General features: G+C 74.2%; 15 protein-coding genes. 8 read left to right on the forward strand and 7 right to left on the reverse strand.

The window, feature by feature from the left end; all coding sequences use genetic code 11:
* The first annotated feature begins 45 nt into the window (after positions 1–45).
* From BJ983_RS18700 to BJ983_RS18710, 3 genes are all read left to right on the forward strand, one after another.
* A complete protein-coding gene (locus tag BJ983_RS18700; RefSeq protein WP_179795208.1) occupies positions 46–456 on the forward strand; it encodes a hypothetical protein in 411 nt (136 codons plus the stop codon).
* Positions 457–695: 239 nt separating this feature from the next.
* Positions 696–1982 (forward strand): multidrug effflux MFS transporter, encoded by a 1287-nt coding sequence (locus BJ983_RS18705; RefSeq protein ID WP_179795209.1) that lies wholly within the window; start codon positions 696–698, stop codon positions 1980–1982.
* A gap of 241 nt (positions 1983–2223) precedes the next feature.
* Positions 2224–3087 carry an alpha/beta fold hydrolase gene (locus BJ983_RS18710; protein ID WP_179795210.1) on the forward strand — a complete coding sequence of 288 codons (864 nt, stop codon included), beginning with the start codon at positions 2224–2226 and terminating at the stop codon, positions 3085–3087.
* A gap of 527 nt (positions 3088–3614) precedes the next feature.
* Here the strand turns inward: BJ983_RS18710 and BJ983_RS18715 are convergent.
* Positions 3615–4286 carry a response regulator gene (locus tag BJ983_RS18715; protein WP_179795211.1) on the reverse strand — a complete coding sequence of 224 codons (672 nt, stop codon included), beginning with the start codon at positions 4284–4286 and terminating at the stop codon, positions 3615–3617.
* A complete protein-coding gene (locus BJ983_RS18720) occupies positions 4283–5551 on the reverse strand; it encodes an ATP-binding protein (RefSeq protein WP_179795212.1) in 1269 nt (422 codons plus the stop codon). The genes BJ983_RS18715 and BJ983_RS18720 overlap by 4 nt, the downstream gene beginning before the upstream one ends.
* 165 nt (positions 5552–5716) lie before the next feature.
* On the opposite strand from BJ983_RS18720, the gene BJ983_RS18725 reads away from it, so the two are divergent.
* From BJ983_RS18725 to BJ983_RS18735, 3 genes are read left to right on the forward strand one after another with little or no spacing between them, the layout of a single operon-like run.
* Positions 5717–6928: a PspC domain-containing protein gene (locus tag BJ983_RS18725; protein WP_179795213.1), complete on the forward strand. Its 1212-nt coding sequence runs from the start codon at positions 5717–5719 to the stop codon at positions 6926–6928.
* Positions 6921–7190: a hypothetical protein gene (locus BJ983_RS18730; protein WP_179791918.1), complete on the forward strand. Its 270-nt coding sequence runs from the start codon at positions 6921–6923 to the stop codon at positions 7188–7190. Before BJ983_RS18725 ends, BJ983_RS18730 begins: the two co-directional genes overlap by 8 nt.
* A 51-nt stretch (positions 7191–7241) precedes the next feature.
* Entirely contained in the window at positions 7242–8870 is a 1629-nt protein-coding gene (locus BJ983_RS18735) for an amidohydrolase (protein WP_179795214.1), read from the forward strand.
* A 67-nt stretch (positions 8871–8937) separates the two neighbouring features.
* On the opposite strand, the gene BJ983_RS18740 is transcribed toward BJ983_RS18735, so the two are convergent.
* From BJ983_RS18740 to guaA, 3 genes are all read right to left on the reverse strand, one after another.
* Positions 8938–10125 carry an FAD-dependent monooxygenase gene (locus BJ983_RS18740; RefSeq protein WP_179795215.1) on the reverse strand — a complete coding sequence of 396 codons (1188 nt, stop codon included), beginning with the start codon at positions 10123–10125 and terminating at the stop codon, positions 8938–8940.
* Between the two features lie 102 nt (positions 10126–10227).
* Complete coding sequence (locus BJ983_RS18745) at positions 10228–11325, reverse strand: aminotransferase class I/II-fold pyridoxal phosphate-dependent enzyme (RefSeq protein ID WP_179797983.1); 1098 nt, start codon at positions 11323–11325, stop codon at positions 10228–10230.
* A gap of 95 nt (positions 11326–11420) precedes the next feature.
* Complete coding sequence (guaA, locus tag BJ983_RS18750; RefSeq protein WP_179795216.1) at positions 11421–12989, reverse strand: glutamine-hydrolyzing GMP synthase; 1569 nt, start codon at positions 12987–12989, stop codon at positions 11421–11423.
* Between the two features lie 45 nt (positions 12990–13034).
* Between guaA and BJ983_RS32425 the strand changes: the two genes are divergently transcribed.
* Both BJ983_RS32425 and BJ983_RS32430 read left to right on the forward strand, forming a co-directional pair.
* The gene (locus BJ983_RS32425; protein ID WP_343054251.1) at positions 13035–13445 is read left to right on the forward strand and encodes a maleylpyruvate isomerase N-terminal domain-containing protein; all 411 of its coding nucleotides are present in this window, start codon (positions 13035–13037) and stop codon (positions 13443–13445) included.
* Positions 13427–13672: a hypothetical protein gene (locus BJ983_RS32430; protein ID WP_343054252.1), complete on the forward strand. Its 246-nt coding sequence runs from the start codon at positions 13427–13429 to the stop codon at positions 13670–13672. The genes BJ983_RS32425 and BJ983_RS32430 overlap by 19 nt, the downstream gene beginning before the upstream one ends.
* Positions 13673–14004: 332 nt before the next feature.
* Here BJ983_RS32430 and BJ983_RS18760 read toward each other — a convergent pair whose 3' ends face one another.
* A complete protein-coding gene (locus tag BJ983_RS18760) occupies positions 14005–14304 on the reverse strand; it encodes a 2-phosphosulfolactate phosphatase (RefSeq protein WP_218890350.1) in 300 nt (99 codons plus the stop codon).
* Positions 14305–14353: 49 nt separating this feature from the next.
* Positions 14354–16030 carry a putative PEP-binding protein gene (locus BJ983_RS18765; RefSeq protein WP_179795218.1) on the reverse strand — a complete coding sequence of 559 codons (1677 nt, stop codon included), beginning with the start codon at positions 16028–16030 and terminating at the stop codon, positions 14354–14356.
* Between the last annotated feature and the right edge of the window lie 109 nt (positions 16031–16139).

The following is a 16139-nucleotide window of genomic DNA, read 5'->3' on the forward strand; positions in this document are numbered from 1 at the left end:
TCAAGTCACCTTGACTGTCAGGCTGTCTTGACGGACAGTCCAGTCATGACGACGCCGGAACAGCTCGACCGCGACCTGACCCTGCGCGTCGCCGTGTCGCGCTACGACGAACTCCGACTGCGGGACTCCCTGTCCGACCCGGACGACCCGAGCGGCCCCAGCGCGCTCGACCGCTCGGAGGCGCTGGAACTGCTCGCCCTCGGAGAGCTCATCAGCCGCAAGGCCATCGCGGGACGTCAGCTCACCGTGCGCACCGCCCGGGCTACGGGCGCCTCCTGGGCCCAGATCGGCCAGGCCCTCGGAAGTACGCGGCAAGCCGCGTGGGAGGGCCACACCCGATGGATCGACTCCCAGGTCGCACGTCGCAACGAGGAGACCCAGCTCGGTTACGACGAGGTCTCGGCCGCCGAGGCCTGCGCCCTGGCCGGGAACCCGGACGACGACGCCGCGACCTGAGCCGGGTCCGGCACCGCAGATCGGAATCGACCCGACCCCCTCCTGGTCGGCTTCCACTCGCGAAGGTCTCGGCCTCGATCGATCGACCCGGGACGGCGGGCGGGCGGCCCGCGTCCGGCTCATGACGATGGGCGTCGTCACATCCAGGACGTCCCGGAACAGTCGGGGGCGATCCGGACTTGTGGTGCGAGGACCCCCGGAGCAGTGGGCCACCGATCGCCCCACCCCGGAAGGCCGCCATGACCTCGTCCTCCCCTGACGTGCAGGACCCCACCTCCGAGGAGCGCGCCGCCGTGCCCCCGAGCCGGGTACGCATCGCGCTGGTGCTCGGGGCGCTCATCGCGCTCGGGCCGTTGACGATCGACATGTACCTCCCGGCGCTGCCGACGATCACCGCCCAGCTGGAGACCACGCAGGCGGCGGTGCAGCTGACGTTGACCGGCACCCTGATCGGGTTGGCCGCGGGCCAGCTGCTGATCGGCCCGCTCTCGGACGCCGTCGGGCGCCGCCGCCCCCTCCTGGTGGGGACCGCGCTGCACGTCCTCGCCTCCGTGGCCATCGTCGTGGCGCCGAACGTGGCGGTGCTCGGCGTGCTGCGGGTGCTGCAGGGCCTGGGTGCCGCCGCCGGAGCCGTCGTCGCCCTCGCCGTCGTGCGTGACCTGTTCACCGGACGTCCGGCGGCGACGCTGCTCTCGCGGCTGTTCCTCGTCATGGGGGTGGCCCCCGTCCTCGCCCCGACCCTGGGCGGGGAGCTGCTGCGCGTCACCTCCTGGCGGGGTGTGTTCGCGGTGCTCGCGCTGTACGGGGCGGTGCTGGTGCCCGTCGTGTGGCGCGCCCTGCCCGAGACGTTGCCGCCCGCCCGCCGCAGCCACCCCGGCGTCCGGACGACGCTGCGCACCTACCGCGGGCTCCTCCGCGACCGGGCCTTCGTTGGGCTGGTCCTCGTCGCCGGGCTCGCGATGGCCGGGCTGTTCAGCTACGTCTCCGGCGCGACCTTCGTCTACCAGGACCAGTACGGGCTCGACGAGCAGCAGTTCGGGTTCCTCTTCGGGGCGGGCGCGGTCTTCCTCATCGCCGCCACGCAGCTGAACGCCCTGCTGCTGCGGCGCTTCGAGCCACGCCACATCCTCGTCGCCGCGATCGGAGCGGGAACCGTGGCGGCGTTCGTCCTCCTCGCCCTGGCACTGGTCGGCACGGGCCTCGTCGGCGTCGTCCTCCCGATGTGCGCAGTGCTGTTCGCGTGCGGCCTGGCCCTGCCCAACGCTCCCGCCCTGGCGCTCTCCCGGCACGGCAGCCACGCGGGGACCGCGGCCGCGCTGCTCGGCGCCGTCCAGTTCGGGGTCGGCGCGCTCGTCTCGCCGCTGGTCGGCATACTCGGCAACGACGCCGTCGCACTGGGCCTCTCCGTCACCGGTGCGCTGGTCCTGGCCTGCGTCGTCCTCGCAGTGATCGTGCGCCCGTGGAGCCTGGGCGACGTGGACGCGCCGCCCGAGGTGGCCGCTCCCGAACCCGCCGGCACCGTCTGAGCGGGGCTCTCCCGCACGGCGGACCCCACGCACCGAGGATCAGGACGACGGGTCCGCGCGGCGTCGTCGGTAGGCCCGCGTGGCGACCGGGGAGTGGCCTGATCTTGCCGGTGGTCGTCCATCCAGCCACTGGAGTTCGCGGAAGGCGATCGTCGATGCTGTCTCCGCTGACGCGCGAGAGCGTGCGTCGGCCCGCGGCCCGGGTCGAAGGCGAGCGTTGTTGGGAAGGAGCGTGTTCTCCATGTCGACGGGCGCCCCGGTCGACGGATTCACCCTGAGCTTCGACCGTCTGGGATCGGTCGGTCGGCCGCCGGTGGTCCTGCTCCACGGTTGGCCCGGGGACCGGACGGACATGGCATCCGTCGCCGAGAGGCTCGGGGACGAGTTCGACGTCGTCGTGCCGGACCTGCGCGGTTTCGGTGCCTCGGACAAGCACCTCCGCGACCCCGGCGACCACTACGGCCTGGCGGCCCAGGCCCGCAGTGTCACGGGACTGATCGAAGAGCTGGGGCTCAACCGGGTCGTGCTGGGCGGTTACGACATCGGCAGCAGGGTCGGTCAGCAGATCGCGAAGGACAGGCCCGACCTGCTCAGCACCCTGGTCATCACGCCACCGGCTCCCGGCGTCGGGTCACGGATTCTCAGCGAAGGTCCGTTCCGGGAGTTCTGGTATCAGTCCTTCCACCATCTCGACCTCGCCGAGAAGCTCCTCGACGGGAAACCGGACGCCGTGCGGGACTACCTGGAGTACTTCTGGACCCACTGGTCCGGCCCTGACTTCGTCATGGACGCCGCCCGGCTCGAGCACCTGACGTCGGCGTACGGCCCCGCCGGCGCGTTCGTCGCGTCGATCGGGTACTACCGGGCGGCCGGAGACGTCGTGCCGCGCTACCTGGGCGAGACGGTCCCCGACGAGAAGATCACGGTCCCCACGACGTTCCTGTGGGCCGAGCACGACCCCCTGTTCCCGAGCGCCTGGTCCGACCGTGTCGGAGAGTTCTTCGCGCACGTCACCGTGCAGCCCGTGGACGGGGTCGGCCACTTCGTCCCGGTCGAGGCGCCCGACACGTTCGCCCGCGCCATCGTGCAGGCAGCAGGCCCCTGAGGGGCAGGTGGTCGCCCGGGGCAGCCACTGCGGGCAGTCCGTCGTGGTGGTCGCCCCCTGATCACACGCGAGCGGCGTCGAGCACCTCGAGCACGGTCGCGAGGACCGTCTCGGGGCTGTCCTCCTGCACGAGGTGCCCGGCGTCGTCGACGATCCGCAGGTCGGACCCGGAGATGCGTCCGGCCAGGTCGTGCGCCCGCGCGACGGGGATCCAGCCGTCCTGCGCCCCACAGGATCGTCACCGGGGGCGTCTGGCCCTCGCCACGGCGGCGCTGCTCGCCGGGGAGGAGCGCCGCAGGATCGGACGCTGCGCGCTCGTCGTGAGGCTCGCCGCGCTCGTGATCAACGGGCCCTCATCGGGCCTGCGGATGCCCCGTGGGCCCGATGAGGGCCCGTTGATCATGGCGACGCCGATTCCCTGGCGCGGGCCGCCGATGCGCTCGGCCGCCCAGGCGTCCACGGACTCGTCGTGGCGCCCCCCTGACGTCGGACGTCAGCCGTGGGCCACCGCTGACACCGGGGACCGACTACACGAGCCGCCGGTCGCTCGCCCACCGCGAGAGCTCGTGCCGGTTCGACGACTGCGTCTTGCGCAGCACGCTCGACACGTGGGTCTCCACGGTCTTCACCGAGATGACCAGCTCCGCCGCGATCTCCTTGTAGGCGTAGCCGCGCGCGAGCAGCCGCAGCACGTCGCGCTCGCGGCGGGTGAGCTGGTCGACCTCGGGGTCCACCGGTGGCGCCGCACCCGGACGGTCGGCGAACGCGTCGAGCACGAAACCCGCGAGGCGGGGCGAGAACACCGGGTCGCCGGCCTTCACCCGCACCACGGCGTCGGCGAGGTCCCGACCCGAGATCGTCTTCGTGACGTAGCCCCGGGCGCCGGCACGGATCACCGAGATGACGTCCTCCGCGGCATCGGACACCGACAGCGCCAGGAACACCACGTCGGGGTACTCGGTGCGCGTCCGGGCGAGGACCGCCGCACCTCCGCCGTCGGGCATGTGGACGTCGAGCAGCACGACGTCGGGCCTGTAGTGCCCGATCCCGGCGATGGCCTCGCCGACCGACCCGGCCTCGCCCACCACGGTCACGCCCCGCGCGGCCGGCCCCTCCAGCTCGGCGCGCACGCCGCGACGGAACAGGGCGTGGTCGTCGACGATGAACACACGGGCGGTGTCCTCGGTCGGGCTCGTCATGCCACCTCACTCGGTTGCTCGGTCCGGGGCATCGTCAGCCCCACCTCGGTGCCCTCGCCCAGGGCGGTGCGCAGCCGCACCGTGCCCCCGTGCCGCTCGACCCGGGCGCGGATGGAGTCGGCCAGCCCGTGCCGGTCGTCGGGCACGGCGTCGGGCTCGAAGCCCTTGCCGCGGTCGCGGACGAAGACGCTCACCGTCCCGTCCTCGCACTCGGCGTACACGCTCACCTCGTCCACCCCGGCGTGCTTGGCCGCGTTCGTCATCGCCTCGCGGGCGGCCGCGACGAGCGCCGCGGTGCGCACGTCGTACGCCGCCTCCCCGACGATCACCGGCGCCACCGACACCGCGAACGCGTCCTCGATCTCCCCCGCCGCCGCGCGCAGGGCCGACCCGAAGCAGGTCGCCTCGGGCACCTCGTCGTCCCCGGAGGAGTCCCCCGACGACCGGTAGAGCCAGTCCCGCAGCTCCCGTTCCTGACGACGGGCGAGGCGCCGGACCTCCCGCGCGGTCTCGTCCCCCGCCACCTCGGTGTGCCGCTGGATGAGCGCGAGCGTCTGCAGCACCGAGTCGTGCAGGTGCGCGGCGATCTCGGCGCGCTCCTCGCTGCGGATGCGCTCACGGCGTTCCGCGGAGAGCTCCCGGGCCAGGCGCATCCACCAGGGGACGGTCAGCACGACCACCCCGACCAGCGTCGCGGTGGCCGCGAGCAGCCCGAACTGCACCGCCCCGACGTCGGCGCTCGTGAAGAGGAAGGCGCCGATCCCGCCGGCGACGAGCAGCGCCCCGAGGACGGCGCGCACGATCCCGCCGCGCCCGGCGACGATCCGCAACCGACCCGTCCGGCGGGCCCCGCCGTCGCTGTCGGCCTCCCGCCACACCACGGCCGCGCCGACCAGCGCGATCCCGAGCGGTCCGAGGATCCAGCCGGAGATCTGGTCGCCGACCGCGGAGAGCACCAGCGCGAGGGCCAGGCCCAGCGCGACCAGGCCGTACCCGCGGACGCGGTCGCGGTCGTCGACCTCGCGCTCGGTGCCGACCGGCTCGATGGGGCAGCAGATCCACAGCCCGCCGTAGGCCAGCACGCCGGCTCCGCCCAGGGCGCACAGCAGCGTGAACACCACGCGCACGCGCAGCACGGGCACGCCGAGGTGCGCGGCGACCCCGCCCGCGACACCCGCGACCACGGCGCCGCGGCGGTGCCGCTGCACACGTCGCCCGGCGACGAGGGGCCTCGCCGGTTCCTCCGTGGTGGTCACGGGAGCCATCGTCACACGTCGCGCGGTCCCCGGACCTCGGGTTCACCACCCCGGCGACCCCGAGAAATCCCGGGGTCGCTCCGGGGCACCGACCGGGGTCGTCCCGGACGATCCGGCTGGTCACCGTCGGCAGGCTCGGACACCATCACCACCGGATGCCGAGAGGATGAGCCCATGAGCGGGGCCACGAACACCAAGGACGGGACGGATCTCGCCGCCGTCGCGCGGGGGGCCTGGGAGTCCCGGCCCGCCCGTCGTCACGAGGACACGAAGGTCGCGGGGGTCGCCGGCGCGATCGCGCGGCGCTACGACCTGGACCCGACGCTGGTGCGGGTCGCGTTCGTCGTCTGGGCGATCGTCGGTGGCGGTCTCCTGCTCTACCTGCTGGGCTGGCTCGCCCTGCCGGCGGACCCGGCCGACCCGCCGCGGCGAGACCGGCTCGTCGGCCGGGACCACGGCAGCCCCGTGCTGTTGATCGTCATCACGGCCGTCGTCGGGATCGCGACCGTCGGGAACGCCACCGGCGGCCGGGTCGTCACGCTGGTGGGGCTGCTGCTCGCGGCCGTCGCGCTCTACGCCCTGCACACCTCGCGGGCCGCCCTCGGCGTACCGGGCACGCCCGGCGTGCGCCCGCTCGCCGCGATGGTCGCCGACCTCGGCGAGCCCGTCGCCTGGGACGCGCTCGGCGCCGACCCGAAGGCCTGGGCGTATCCCGGCCCGACCCCCTATCGGCGTGCTGGCTTGGACCCGGAACCCGTGGTCCGCGAGCCGCGCCGCCGCGGCGTGCTCACCCCCGTCGTCCTCGCACTGGCCCTGCTCGCGGCCGGGCTCGCCGCGGTCGGGGTGCTGCTCGGCCTCCCCGGCGTGACCGGGGTGTGGATCCCGGCCGCTGCGCTCGCCGTCGTCGGGATCGGCCTCGTCGTCGCGGGCCTGCGTGGTCGCCCGCGTCGCGGCCTCGTGTTCGTCGCGATCCCGCTGCTCCTCGCCTCCGTGTTCGGGTCCGTCGCCGTGACGCGTCCCGACTCCGGGTTCACGGGCGACCAGCGCGGGGTGGGCGACCTGGTCGCGACCCCGCTCACGGCCGCGCAGGTCCGGCCCGGCTACCGGACCGGTCTCGGGGACGTCACCCTCGACCTCTCCCGCCTCGCACCCGGAGCGCCGATCAGCACCACGGTCGAGTCCGGCGCCGGGGACGTCACCGTCACCGTGCCCGCGACCGCCGACGTCACGGTCTCCTGCGAGAACGGCGTCGGGGACGTCGACTGCCTCGGGCGGACCGGCACGGTGACCCGCCTGGTCGACCCCGGGCCCGACGGTCCCGGCGGCCAGGTCATCGACCTCACGGTGCGCAACGGCGCGGGCGACCTGGCGGTGCGTCGTGGCTGAGTCCGGGTACGACCCCCGCGGGTGGGCGACGCCCTCCGAGCAGCCCACCATCCACCCCGACGCCGAGCAGCCCGGCACCACGACGAAGGCTCCGCGGCGACGCGACCCGATCGCGCTGCTGGTCGGGCTCGTCTGTCTCGTCGTCGCGGCGTTCGCCATGGCGAGCCCGGCGACCCTGGTGGCGGTGGACCCGCGCTGGGTGCTGGCGGGAGCCGCCGTCGTGATCGGCGGCGGTGCGCTGTTGTGCGCTGCGCGCAGGTGAGCAGAAAGTGGGCCTATAGCCCCACTTTCTGCTCACGAGCCCGGAGGGCACATGCACGTCGACCTGCACCTGCACGACGCGGCCGTCCTGACCCTCGACGGTGACGGCCTCGGCCGCCCCGCCCGCGGGCTCGCGATCCACGGCGGTCGGGTGCTGGCCGTTCTCGACGACGGGTCGCTGCCGACCGGGTGGTCCGCGGACCGGACGGTCGGCTGCGGCGGCGCGACGGTGGTGCCCGGCTTCGGCGACGCCCACAACCACATGGCGTGGTTCGGGCAGACCCTCGGCGAGATCGACCTCTCGACGGCGCGCTCCCTCGACGAGGTCTATGCCGCCGTCGCGGAACGGGCGGCGACGGCCGGGCCGGACGAGTTCGTCGTCGGGTCCGGCTACGACGACGTCCGGCTCGGCGGCTCCCCGCACCACGCCGCGCTCGACCGGGCCGCGGGCGGGCGGCCCGTCCGCCTCCAGCACCGGTCCGGGCACGTGTGCGCCGCGTCGACCGCGGCGTTGCGTCGGGCGGGCATCCTCGGCGGCACCGCGACGGTACCCGAGGGTGGGAAGGTGGTGCTCGACGACGCGGGCGAACCGACCGGGGTCGTCGAGGAGGCCGCGCAGCCGCTGATCGCCGACCTCATGCGGCCCTACGCGGTCGACGACGTCGCCGCCGCGCTCGGCCGCGCGTCGCGGGTCTACGCCGAGCAGGGCCTCACCCACGTCACCGAGTGCGGGATCGCCGCCGGGTTCATGGGCCGCACCCCGCGCGAGCTCGCCGCCTACCAGGCGGCCCGCGACGAGGGTCTGCTCGCGCAGCGGGTGCAGGTCATGCCGGTGGACGCCGCGCTGCACGAGGTGCCGGGCGGGGACGGCGTCGGGCTCGACCTCGGGATGCGCACCGGCTTCGGCGACGACCGGCTCCGGCTCGGCCCGATGAAGATCTTCTTCGACGGCGCGTTGAGCTCCCGGACCGCCGCGATGAGCGCGCCGTTCGGCGACCGCGACCACGCCGGCTACTACCAGGACGACCCCGAGCACATGCACGCGATGGTCGTCGGCGCCCACCTCGCGGGGTGGACCGTCGCCGCCCACGCGATCGGCGACCGCGCCGTCGACGCCGCGCTGGACGCCTTCGCCGACGCCCAGGCCCGGCTGCCCCGCCCGACCGTCCGGCACCGCATCGAGCACGCGGGCGTGGTGACCGACGAGGGCGTCGCACGGTTCGCCGCCCTCGGGGTCACGCCCGTGCCGCAGGCGCGGTTCCTCGTGGAGATCGGCGACTCGATGGCCACGGCGGTCGGCGACGACCGGGTCGACCTGCTCTACCGGCACGCCGCCTTCCTGCGCGCCGGCGTCCGCGTCCCCGCCTCGTCCGACCGTCCCTGCGTCGGGGACGGCCACCCGCTGCGCACGATGCAGGCGATGGTGCAGCGCCGCTCGTCGTCGGGACGGCTGATCGGACCCGACGAGCGCGTCGACCCGGTCACCGCCCTGCGCTCCCTGACCGTCGACACCGCCTGGGTCGCCGGCGACGAGGCCTCCCGCGGCGTCCTCGCCCCGGGCTCCCACGCCGACCTGGTGGTGCTCGGCGACGACGTCACCGCGGTCGACCCCGACCGCATCGGCGGCGTCGAGGTCGTGGCCACCATGGTCGGCGGGGAGTGGACCCACTCGCGCCTCTGACAGAAAAGCGTCGTTGCTGTCATCCAGTGGCAGGAATGCCGCATCGTCGCAGGTCAGGAACCCGTCGTCAGGAACCCGCGATCGCCGGGACGGGAGCCGCCATCGGCACCCGCGAGCGCCGCGCGGCGAGCCGGGAGAAGCCCGGGACGTTCGACAGCACCCGCAAGGCCGTCGGCGGACCGGTCACGCCGGCCGCGTTGCGCTTCGCCGCGGCCCGCTCGATCCGCACCTGCCCCTGTTGCTCCTTCTCGACGCCGGGTCGGCGCCGCCGCTCGAGCTCCGCCGGGTCCGCGCCGGTGACGACGAGGTTGGCCAGCTCGGCGGCGTCGGCCAGCGCGAGGTTGATGCCGTTGCCGCCGACGGGGCTGACCACGTGCGCGGCGTCGCCGATCAGCACGAGGCCGGGCTTCGACCACGTGTCGACGGTCGTGATCCGCACGGGCAGCAGGGTCAGGTCGTTCACCGACCGCACCGTCGCGCGGACCCGGTCGACCAGCCACGGCAGCACGGTGCCCAGCGCGTCGACCAGCGGCTCGACCCCGGCCTCGCGCACCTCGGCGAACGTGCCCGCCGGGATCGACCAGCCGAGCTGCCACTGCCCCGTGCCCTGGTCGAGCAGGGCGATCGTGCCGCCGGGGCGGGCGAAGAGATCGAGTCCCGACGACGGGGGGTCGTCGTCGTGCTGGTCCACCGCGGCCCACAGCAGGTCGAGGCTCGCGCCGAGCTCGGTGGCCTCGATGCCCGCAGCGGCTCGGACCTTCGACGAGCGCCCGTCCGACCCGACGACGAGGTCGGCCGCGATCTCGTGCGGCTCACCGTCGACGGTGTAGCGGACGCCGGACACGCGCTCGCCGTCGCGGAGGAGGTCGCTGAAGCGCGCCCCCATCCGCACGGTCGCGCCGAACCCGGTCGCGCGCTCCGCCAGCCACGGCAGGAACCGGGCCTGCGGGATGAGCGCGTAGAAGGGGAACCGCTTCGAGGCGCCCCGGTAGTCGACCAGCCGGTAGGTGCGCTCCGGGGTGTGCCAGCGGAACGCGTCCGAGCGGGTGTGCGGCACCTCGGCGAGCAGGTCGGAGGCCAGCCCCAGATCGTCGAGGTACTCCAGCACCCCGGGCGCGAGGGTGTCACCGCGGAAGCGCCGCGCGAAGTCGTGCCGCGCCTCGAGCAGGGTCACCTCCACCCCGCCGCGGGCGAGCAGGTACGTCAGGAGCACCCCGCCCGGTCCACCACCGACCACCACCACACGCGTTCCCATGGACCCAGAATATCTCTTGGCGACCAAGATAAAACCGGGTCGACGATGTGGCGTTCCTGCCACTGGACGACAGCGACGACGCTCCGCTGCCACCAGAGGGAGTTACAGCTTCCGCAACCGCAGCAGCGCATCCGACAGCACCTCGTCGCGCTTGCAACACGCGAAGCGCACCTGCGTCTCCACCCCGACCGGTGAGGCGTGGAAGACCTGGTTCGGCACCGCCGCGACGCCGACGCGCGCCGGGAGCGACCGGCAGAACTCCAGCGAGTCGGTCTCCCCGAGCGGGGCGATGTCGGCGGTGACGAAGTAGGAGGCCTTGGAGTGGTAGACCTCCATGCCCAGGTCGCGCAGGCCGTCGGTGAGCAGGTCGCGCTTGGCCTGCAGCTCGCGACCCATCAGCGCGAACCGCTCCTCGGGCAGCTCCAGCCCGACGGCGACGGCGTGCTGCAGCGGCGTCCCGGAGGCGAACGAGAACCACTGCTTGACGCCGAGCACCTTCTCGACCAGCTCGGCCGGTCCGGTCGCCCAGCCGATCTTCCAGCCGGTCACCGAGAACGTCTTGCCGGCCGAGGACACCGCGATCGTCCGCTCCGCCATCCCCGGCAGCGTGGAGATCGGGATGTGCACCTCGTCGTCGAAGAGCAGGTGCTCGTAGACCTCGTCGGTGATCACGATCAGGTCGTGCTCGATCGCGACCGCCGCCACGGCCTCGAGCTCGGCCCGCGAGAGCACGGCGCCGGTCGGGTTGTGCGGCGAGTTGAGCAGGATGACCTTGGTCCGCTCGGTGACCGCCGCGCGGAGGAGCTCCGGGTCCAGCCGGTAGTCCGGCGCGCTGATCCGCACCGGCACGAGAGAGGCCCCGACCAGCACGGACGTCGCCTGGTACAGGTCGTAGAACGGCTCGAGGGCGATCACCTCGTCGCCCGGACCGACGAGGGCCACCAACGCCGACGACAGGGCCTCCGAGGCCCCCGCACACACCACGACCTGCGACGCCGGATCGAGCTCCAGCCCGTAGAACCGCTTCTGGTGGGCGCAGATCGCCTCGCGGAGCGCCGGGACCCCGATGGCCGGCGGGTACTGGTTGAGCCCCCGGTGCATCGCGGCGACCGCGGCGTCGACGACCTCCCTCGGCCCGGGCGTGTCGGGGAAGCCCTGGCCGAGGTTGATCGCGTCGTACTGCACGGCGAGCGCGGACATCTCGGAGAAGATCGTCGTCGCCACGGTGACCTCCGGTCGGGTGAGCACTTCGAGGGGCTATAGCACCACTTTCTGCTCACCTGCGCGCAGCGCACCTACTCCCACTCGATCGTCCCCGGCGGCTTGCTGGTCACGTCGAGCACCACGCGGTTGATCTCCGCGCACTCGTTGGTGATGCGGGTGGAGATCCGCTCCAGCGTCTCGTACGGGACCCGCGTCCAGTCCGCCGTCATCGCGTCCTCGCTCGACACCGGACGGATCACCACGGGGTGGCCGTAGGTCCGGCCGTCGCCCTGCACCCCCACCGAGCGGACGTCCGCGAGCAGCACCACCGGGCACTGCCAGATCGTGCGGTCCAGCCCGGCGGCGGTGAGCTCCTCGCGGGCGATCGCGTCGGCCCGCCGCAGGGTGGCCAGGCGGTCCGCGGACACCGAGCCGATGATCCGGATCGCGAGCCCCGGGCCGGGGAACGGCTGGCGCTGGACGATCGACTCGGGCAGCCCGAGCTCCGCGCCGACCGCCCGCACCTCGTCCTTGAACAGCGCCCGCAGCGGTTCGACCAGCGAGAACTGCAGGTCGTCGGGCAGGCCGCCGACGTTGTGGTGGGACTTGATGTTCGCCGCCCCGGTGCCGCCGCCGGATTCGACGACGTCGGGGTAGAGCGTCCCCTGCACGAGGAAGTCGACGCCCTCGCCCTCGGCCAGGTCCCGCGCGGCGCCCTCGAAGGACCGGATGAACTCCCGGCCGATGATCTTGCGCTTCTCCTCCGGGTCGACCACGTCGGCGAGCTCGCGCAGGAACACCTCCTCGGCGTCCACCGTCACGAGGTCCACGCCGGTCGCGGCGACGAAGTCCCGCTCGACCTGGCCCCGCTCGCCCTCGCGCAGCAGGCCGTGGTCGACGAAGACGCACGTGAGCCGGTCGCCGATCGCGCGCTGCACGAGCGCCGCGGCGACGGCGGAGTCGACCCCGCCGGAGAGCCCGCAGATCGCCCGCCCGCTCGGCCCGACCTGCGCGCGGATCGCCTCGACCGTCTCCTCGACGATGTTCGCGGCCGTCCAGTCCGGGCGGATGCCGGCGACGTCGCGCAGGAACCGCTCGAGCACCAGCTGGCCGTGCGGGGAGTGCCCGACCTCCGGGTGGTACTGCACGCCGGCCAGGCGCCGGTCGACATCCTCGAAGGCGGCCACCGGGGCGCCGGGCGAGGACGCCGTCGTCGTGAAGCCCTCCGGCGCGGCCGTGACCCCGTCGCCGTGGCTCATCCACACGGGGTGCGCCTCGGGGATGTCGCCGTGCAGCCGGCCGGCCTCGGTGACCTGCAGCTCGGTCCGCCCGTACTCCCGGTCGCCGGTGTGGGCCACCGTGCCGCCGAGCGCGGAGGCCATGAGCTGGAAGCCGTAGCAGATGCCGAACACCGGCACGCCGGTCTCGAAGAGGGCCGGGTCGACGCTCGGCGCGCCCTCGGCGTACACACTGGCCGGCCCTCCGGACAGCACGATCGCCGCCGGGTCCTTGGCCAGCATGTCGTCCACCGACGTCGTGTGCGGCACGACCTCGGAGTACACCTGCGCCTCGCGCACCCGCCGGGCGATGAGCTGCGCGTACTGGGCGCCGTAGTCGACGACGAGGACGGGGTGCTCACCACTGCTGCTCACGGTCCCCATCGTGCCTCAGCGATGAGTCCGGCCGACCCGGGCGGTCCTATGGTCGTGACCACCGTGACGACCGACCTCTGGCCCCTCATCCACACCGAGCGTGCCGCGCTCGCCGCCGACCTCGCCACCCTGTCCGACCAGCAGTGGGAGGCCCGCTCGCTGTGTACGGCGTGGACGGTCGAGCAGACCGTCGCCCACCTCGTCGCCGGCGCCTCGATCGGCCCGCTCCGATGGTTCCGCAGTGTCCTCGGCGCGCGCGGGAGCTTCGACCGGCACAACGCCCGCCGGCTCGCCGAGCACCGCGGCGCCACGTCCGCCGAGACGCTGGCGCGGTTCGGGACCGGGTCGACAGCCGGACGTGCCCGCCGGGGCCAGTGGAGATGTGGCTCGGCGAGATCGTCGTGCACGGCGCCGACGTCCGGCGCCCCCTCGGGCTGGTCCGGGACGTGCCCGAGTCGACGCTGACCCCGCTCGCGGCGTTCTTCGCGAAGCAGAACTCCACGGTGCGCAGCCGGTCGACCTCCGAGGGAGTCCGCCTCGCGGCCACCGACGGCCCTTTCTCCGCCGGTCCCGACGACGGGCCACCCGTCTCCGGCCCGACTCTCGCGCTGATCATGGCGATGGCCGGCCGCCCTGCGTTCTGCGACGACCTCACCGGCCCAGGCGTCGACGTAATCCGCTCCCGCTGCTGAGCGGTCCATCGAGATGGCGATGTCAGTGGCACGGAGCTCCCTCGGGGGCACCCGATGCCACTGACATCCGTGGGGCCGTTGCGCTCCGGCAGCCGCTCATGATCATCGAGCACCCTCGGCGGTGGGCAGGCCCCTCCGACCACCGCAGGTGCTCGCTCGTCGGCGTGGCTGTGTGTCCCGCACACGGTCGCGCTGGCACGAGCACGGCGAACACCGCGTTGCGCGCCGCAACGGCCACGACGACGAGGACTGCGCCTCCCGACCGTGTGCGCGGCGCAACGGGGCAGCGAGGCAGGATGACCCCTGCCGACCGTGTGCGCCGCGCAACGCGCTCAGGCCGGCCGGAACACCCCGTCGACGAGGCTCGGCACCACGCTGCTCGTGTCCAGCTCGGAGGCCACGGCGACATCGTCGGCGAACCCGAGCCCGCTCAGCTCCCGCCCACTCGAACAGGCGCGCATCTCCTCCCCGAGCCGCGGCCGGATCGCCGCGAACGCCGCCGCGGCCACGGAAGCCTCCGGGGAGGCACGGCCTCCGACCAGCGTCGACAGCACCGCGCCCGCTCCCCACAGGTCCTCGACGGCGACACGCAGCCCGCCGACCACCGCGACGTCGGCCCCGGACGCCACCACCGACCCACCGTCGGGCCCCCACTCGCACCGCAGCCGGTACGCCCCCTGGTCAGCCGAGGACGTCACGCACCGCCGCCCGGGCCGAGGCCACGTCGCGGGACGCCACGGCCACCCGCGCCGCCTGCTGTGCGGTGGCGAGGTCCACCGACGACACGCGCGCCGCCACGGCGGGCAGGGCCGAGGCCGCCGCCGACAGCGACGTCACGCCGAGCCCGACCAGGACGACGGCGAGGGCCGGGTCGGCCGCCGCCTCGCCGCACACGCCGACGGGGGTCCCGGTGACCTCGGCGGCCCGGCAGAGCTGGTCGAGAAGACGCAGGACGGCGGGCTGCCACGGGTCGTTGAAGCCGGCGAGCGGGCCGGACTGCCGGTCGGCGGCGAAGACGTACTGCGTCAGGTCGTTGGTGCCGACCGACACGAAGTCGACCTCGGCGAGCAGCTCGGGGGCGTTGAGCACGGCCGCCGGCACCTCGATCATCACGCCGACCTGCTCCACCCCCGCCTTCCGCGCACGGGCGACGAAGCGGGCGGCCTCGTCCGCGGTCGAGATCATCGGGGCCATCACCTTGAGGGTCACCCCGGCGTCGGCGGCACCGCCGACGGCCGCGACGAGCTGGCGGTCGAGCACGTCGGCCCGCTCCGCCCCGTCGTCGAACAGCCGCTGACCGCGCACGCCGAGCGCCGGGTTGACCTCCGGCGTCATGGCGAGGAACGGCACGGGCTTGTCGGCGCCGGCGTCGAGGGTCCGCAGCGTGATCGGCTTCCCGGCCAGCGGCGCCATCGTCGCCGCGTACCCGGCCCGCTGCTCCTCGGGCGTGGGCTCGCTCGACGCGGAGAGGAAGGTCAGCTCGGTCCGGAGCAGCCCGACCCCCTCGGCACCGACCCCGGCCGCCCGGGCGGCGTCCTTCGCGTCGGCGATGTTGGCGACGACCGCGATCCGGTGGCCGTCGGTGGTCGTCACCGGGCCCGTGACCGAGGACGGTCCGGCCGCGGCCAGGTCCGCGCCCACCGCCGTGTCGGCCGGCACCTCGACGACCTCCCCGACCGTCCCGTCGACCCGCACGAGCGTGCCCTCGACCAGGCCGGCCGCCCCACGGCAGCCGACGACGGCGGGGATGCCGAGCGACCGGGCGAGGATCGCGGTGTGGCTGGTCGGGCCGCCCTCGACGGTGACCAGGGCGAGCGCGGTGGCGGGGTCGAGCGTGGCGGTGTCGGCGGGGGCGAGGTCGGTCGCGACCAGCACCGACGGCCCGTCGAGGACCGGCACCCCGGGCGCGGGGACGCCGAGCAGCTCGGCGACGACCCGGTCGCGGACGTCCGCGACGTCGCCCGCCCGCTCGGCCATGTAGCCGCCGGCGGCCTGCAGGGCGGCGACGAACCGGGCGGCCGCCTCGTACACCGCGCGCGGGGCGGGCGTGCCGTGGTCGCGCACCAGACCCTCGGCCGCCTCGACCAGCGACGGGTCCTCGGCCATCATCGCGGTCGCGTAGAGGACGTCGGAGACCTCCTTCGCGAGCCCCGGCGTGCCGGCGGTGTCCATCATGCGACCCGACACCGCGGCCCCGGCGGGAGCGATGCGGGCCGCCTCGACCTCCCGGCGGTCCTCCGCGACGACGGGGCCGACCGGGGGCTCCCCCAGAGGTTCCGGCACGCGCACGACGGGGCCGACCGCCGCTCCCGCGCTCGCCGGCGTCCCCGGCAGCGTCGCCGTCTCGGTGCTCGTCATGGCGCTCCCACTCGTCCTCGTGTGTCGGTGAGGAGAACGTACGACGACGACCCCTTGACAGTCCACAGGCAAACCAACAAACTTCCAACCAGAACAACACGAGCTAGCC

It is taken from the genome of Actinomycetospora corticicola (assembly GCF_013409505.1).
Classification (GTDB): Bacteria; Actinomycetota; Actinomycetes; order Mycobacteriales; family Pseudonocardiaceae; genus Actinomycetospora; species Actinomycetospora corticicola.

What these genes read in the sequence shown, in the direction of transcription:
- BJ983_RS18720 (WP_179795212.1), bottom strand. Translation starts at nt 5,551, where the DNA reads ATGGCTCCCGTGACCACCACGGAGGAACCGGCGAGGCCCCTCGTCGCC.
- BJ983_RS18710 (WP_179795210.1), top strand. Translation starts at nt 2,224, where the DNA reads ATGTCGACGGGCGCCCCGGTCGACGGATTCACCCTGAGCTTCGACCGT.
- BJ983_RS18765 (WP_179795218.1), bottom strand. Translation starts at nt 16,030, where the DNA reads ATGACGAGCACCGAGACGGCGACGCTGCCGGGGACGCCGGCGAGCGCG.
- BJ983_RS18740 (WP_179795215.1), bottom strand. Translation starts at nt 10,125, where the DNA reads ATGGGAACGCGTGTGGTGGTGGTCGGTGGTGGACCGGGCGGGGTGCTC.
- guaA (WP_179795216.1), bottom strand. Translation starts at nt 12,989, where the DNA reads ATGGGGACCGTGAGCAGCAGTGGTGAGCACCCCGTCCTCGTCGTCGAC.
- BJ983_RS18725 (WP_179795213.1), top strand. Translation starts at nt 5,717, where the DNA reads ATGAGCGGGGCCACGAACACCAAGGACGGGACGGATCTCGCCGCCGTC.
- BJ983_RS18700 (WP_179795208.1), top strand. Translation starts at nt 46, where the DNA reads ATGACGACGCCGGAACAGCTCGACCGCGACCTGACCCTGCGCGTCGCC.
- BJ983_RS18705 (WP_179795209.1), top strand. Translation starts at nt 696, where the DNA reads ATGACCTCGTCCTCCCCTGACGTGCAGGACCCCACCTCCGAGGAGCGC.
- BJ983_RS18735 (WP_179795214.1), top strand. Translation starts at nt 7,242, where the DNA reads ATGCACGTCGACCTGCACCTGCACGACGCGGCCGTCCTGACCCTCGAC.
- BJ983_RS18715 (WP_179795211.1), bottom strand. Translation starts at nt 4,286, where the DNA reads ATGACGAGCCCGACCGAGGACACCGCCCGTGTGTTCATCGTCGACGAC.
- BJ983_RS18745 (WP_179797983.1), bottom strand. Translation starts at nt 11,325, where the DNA reads ATGTCCGCGCTCGCCGTGCAGTACGACGCGATCAACCTCGGCCAGGGC.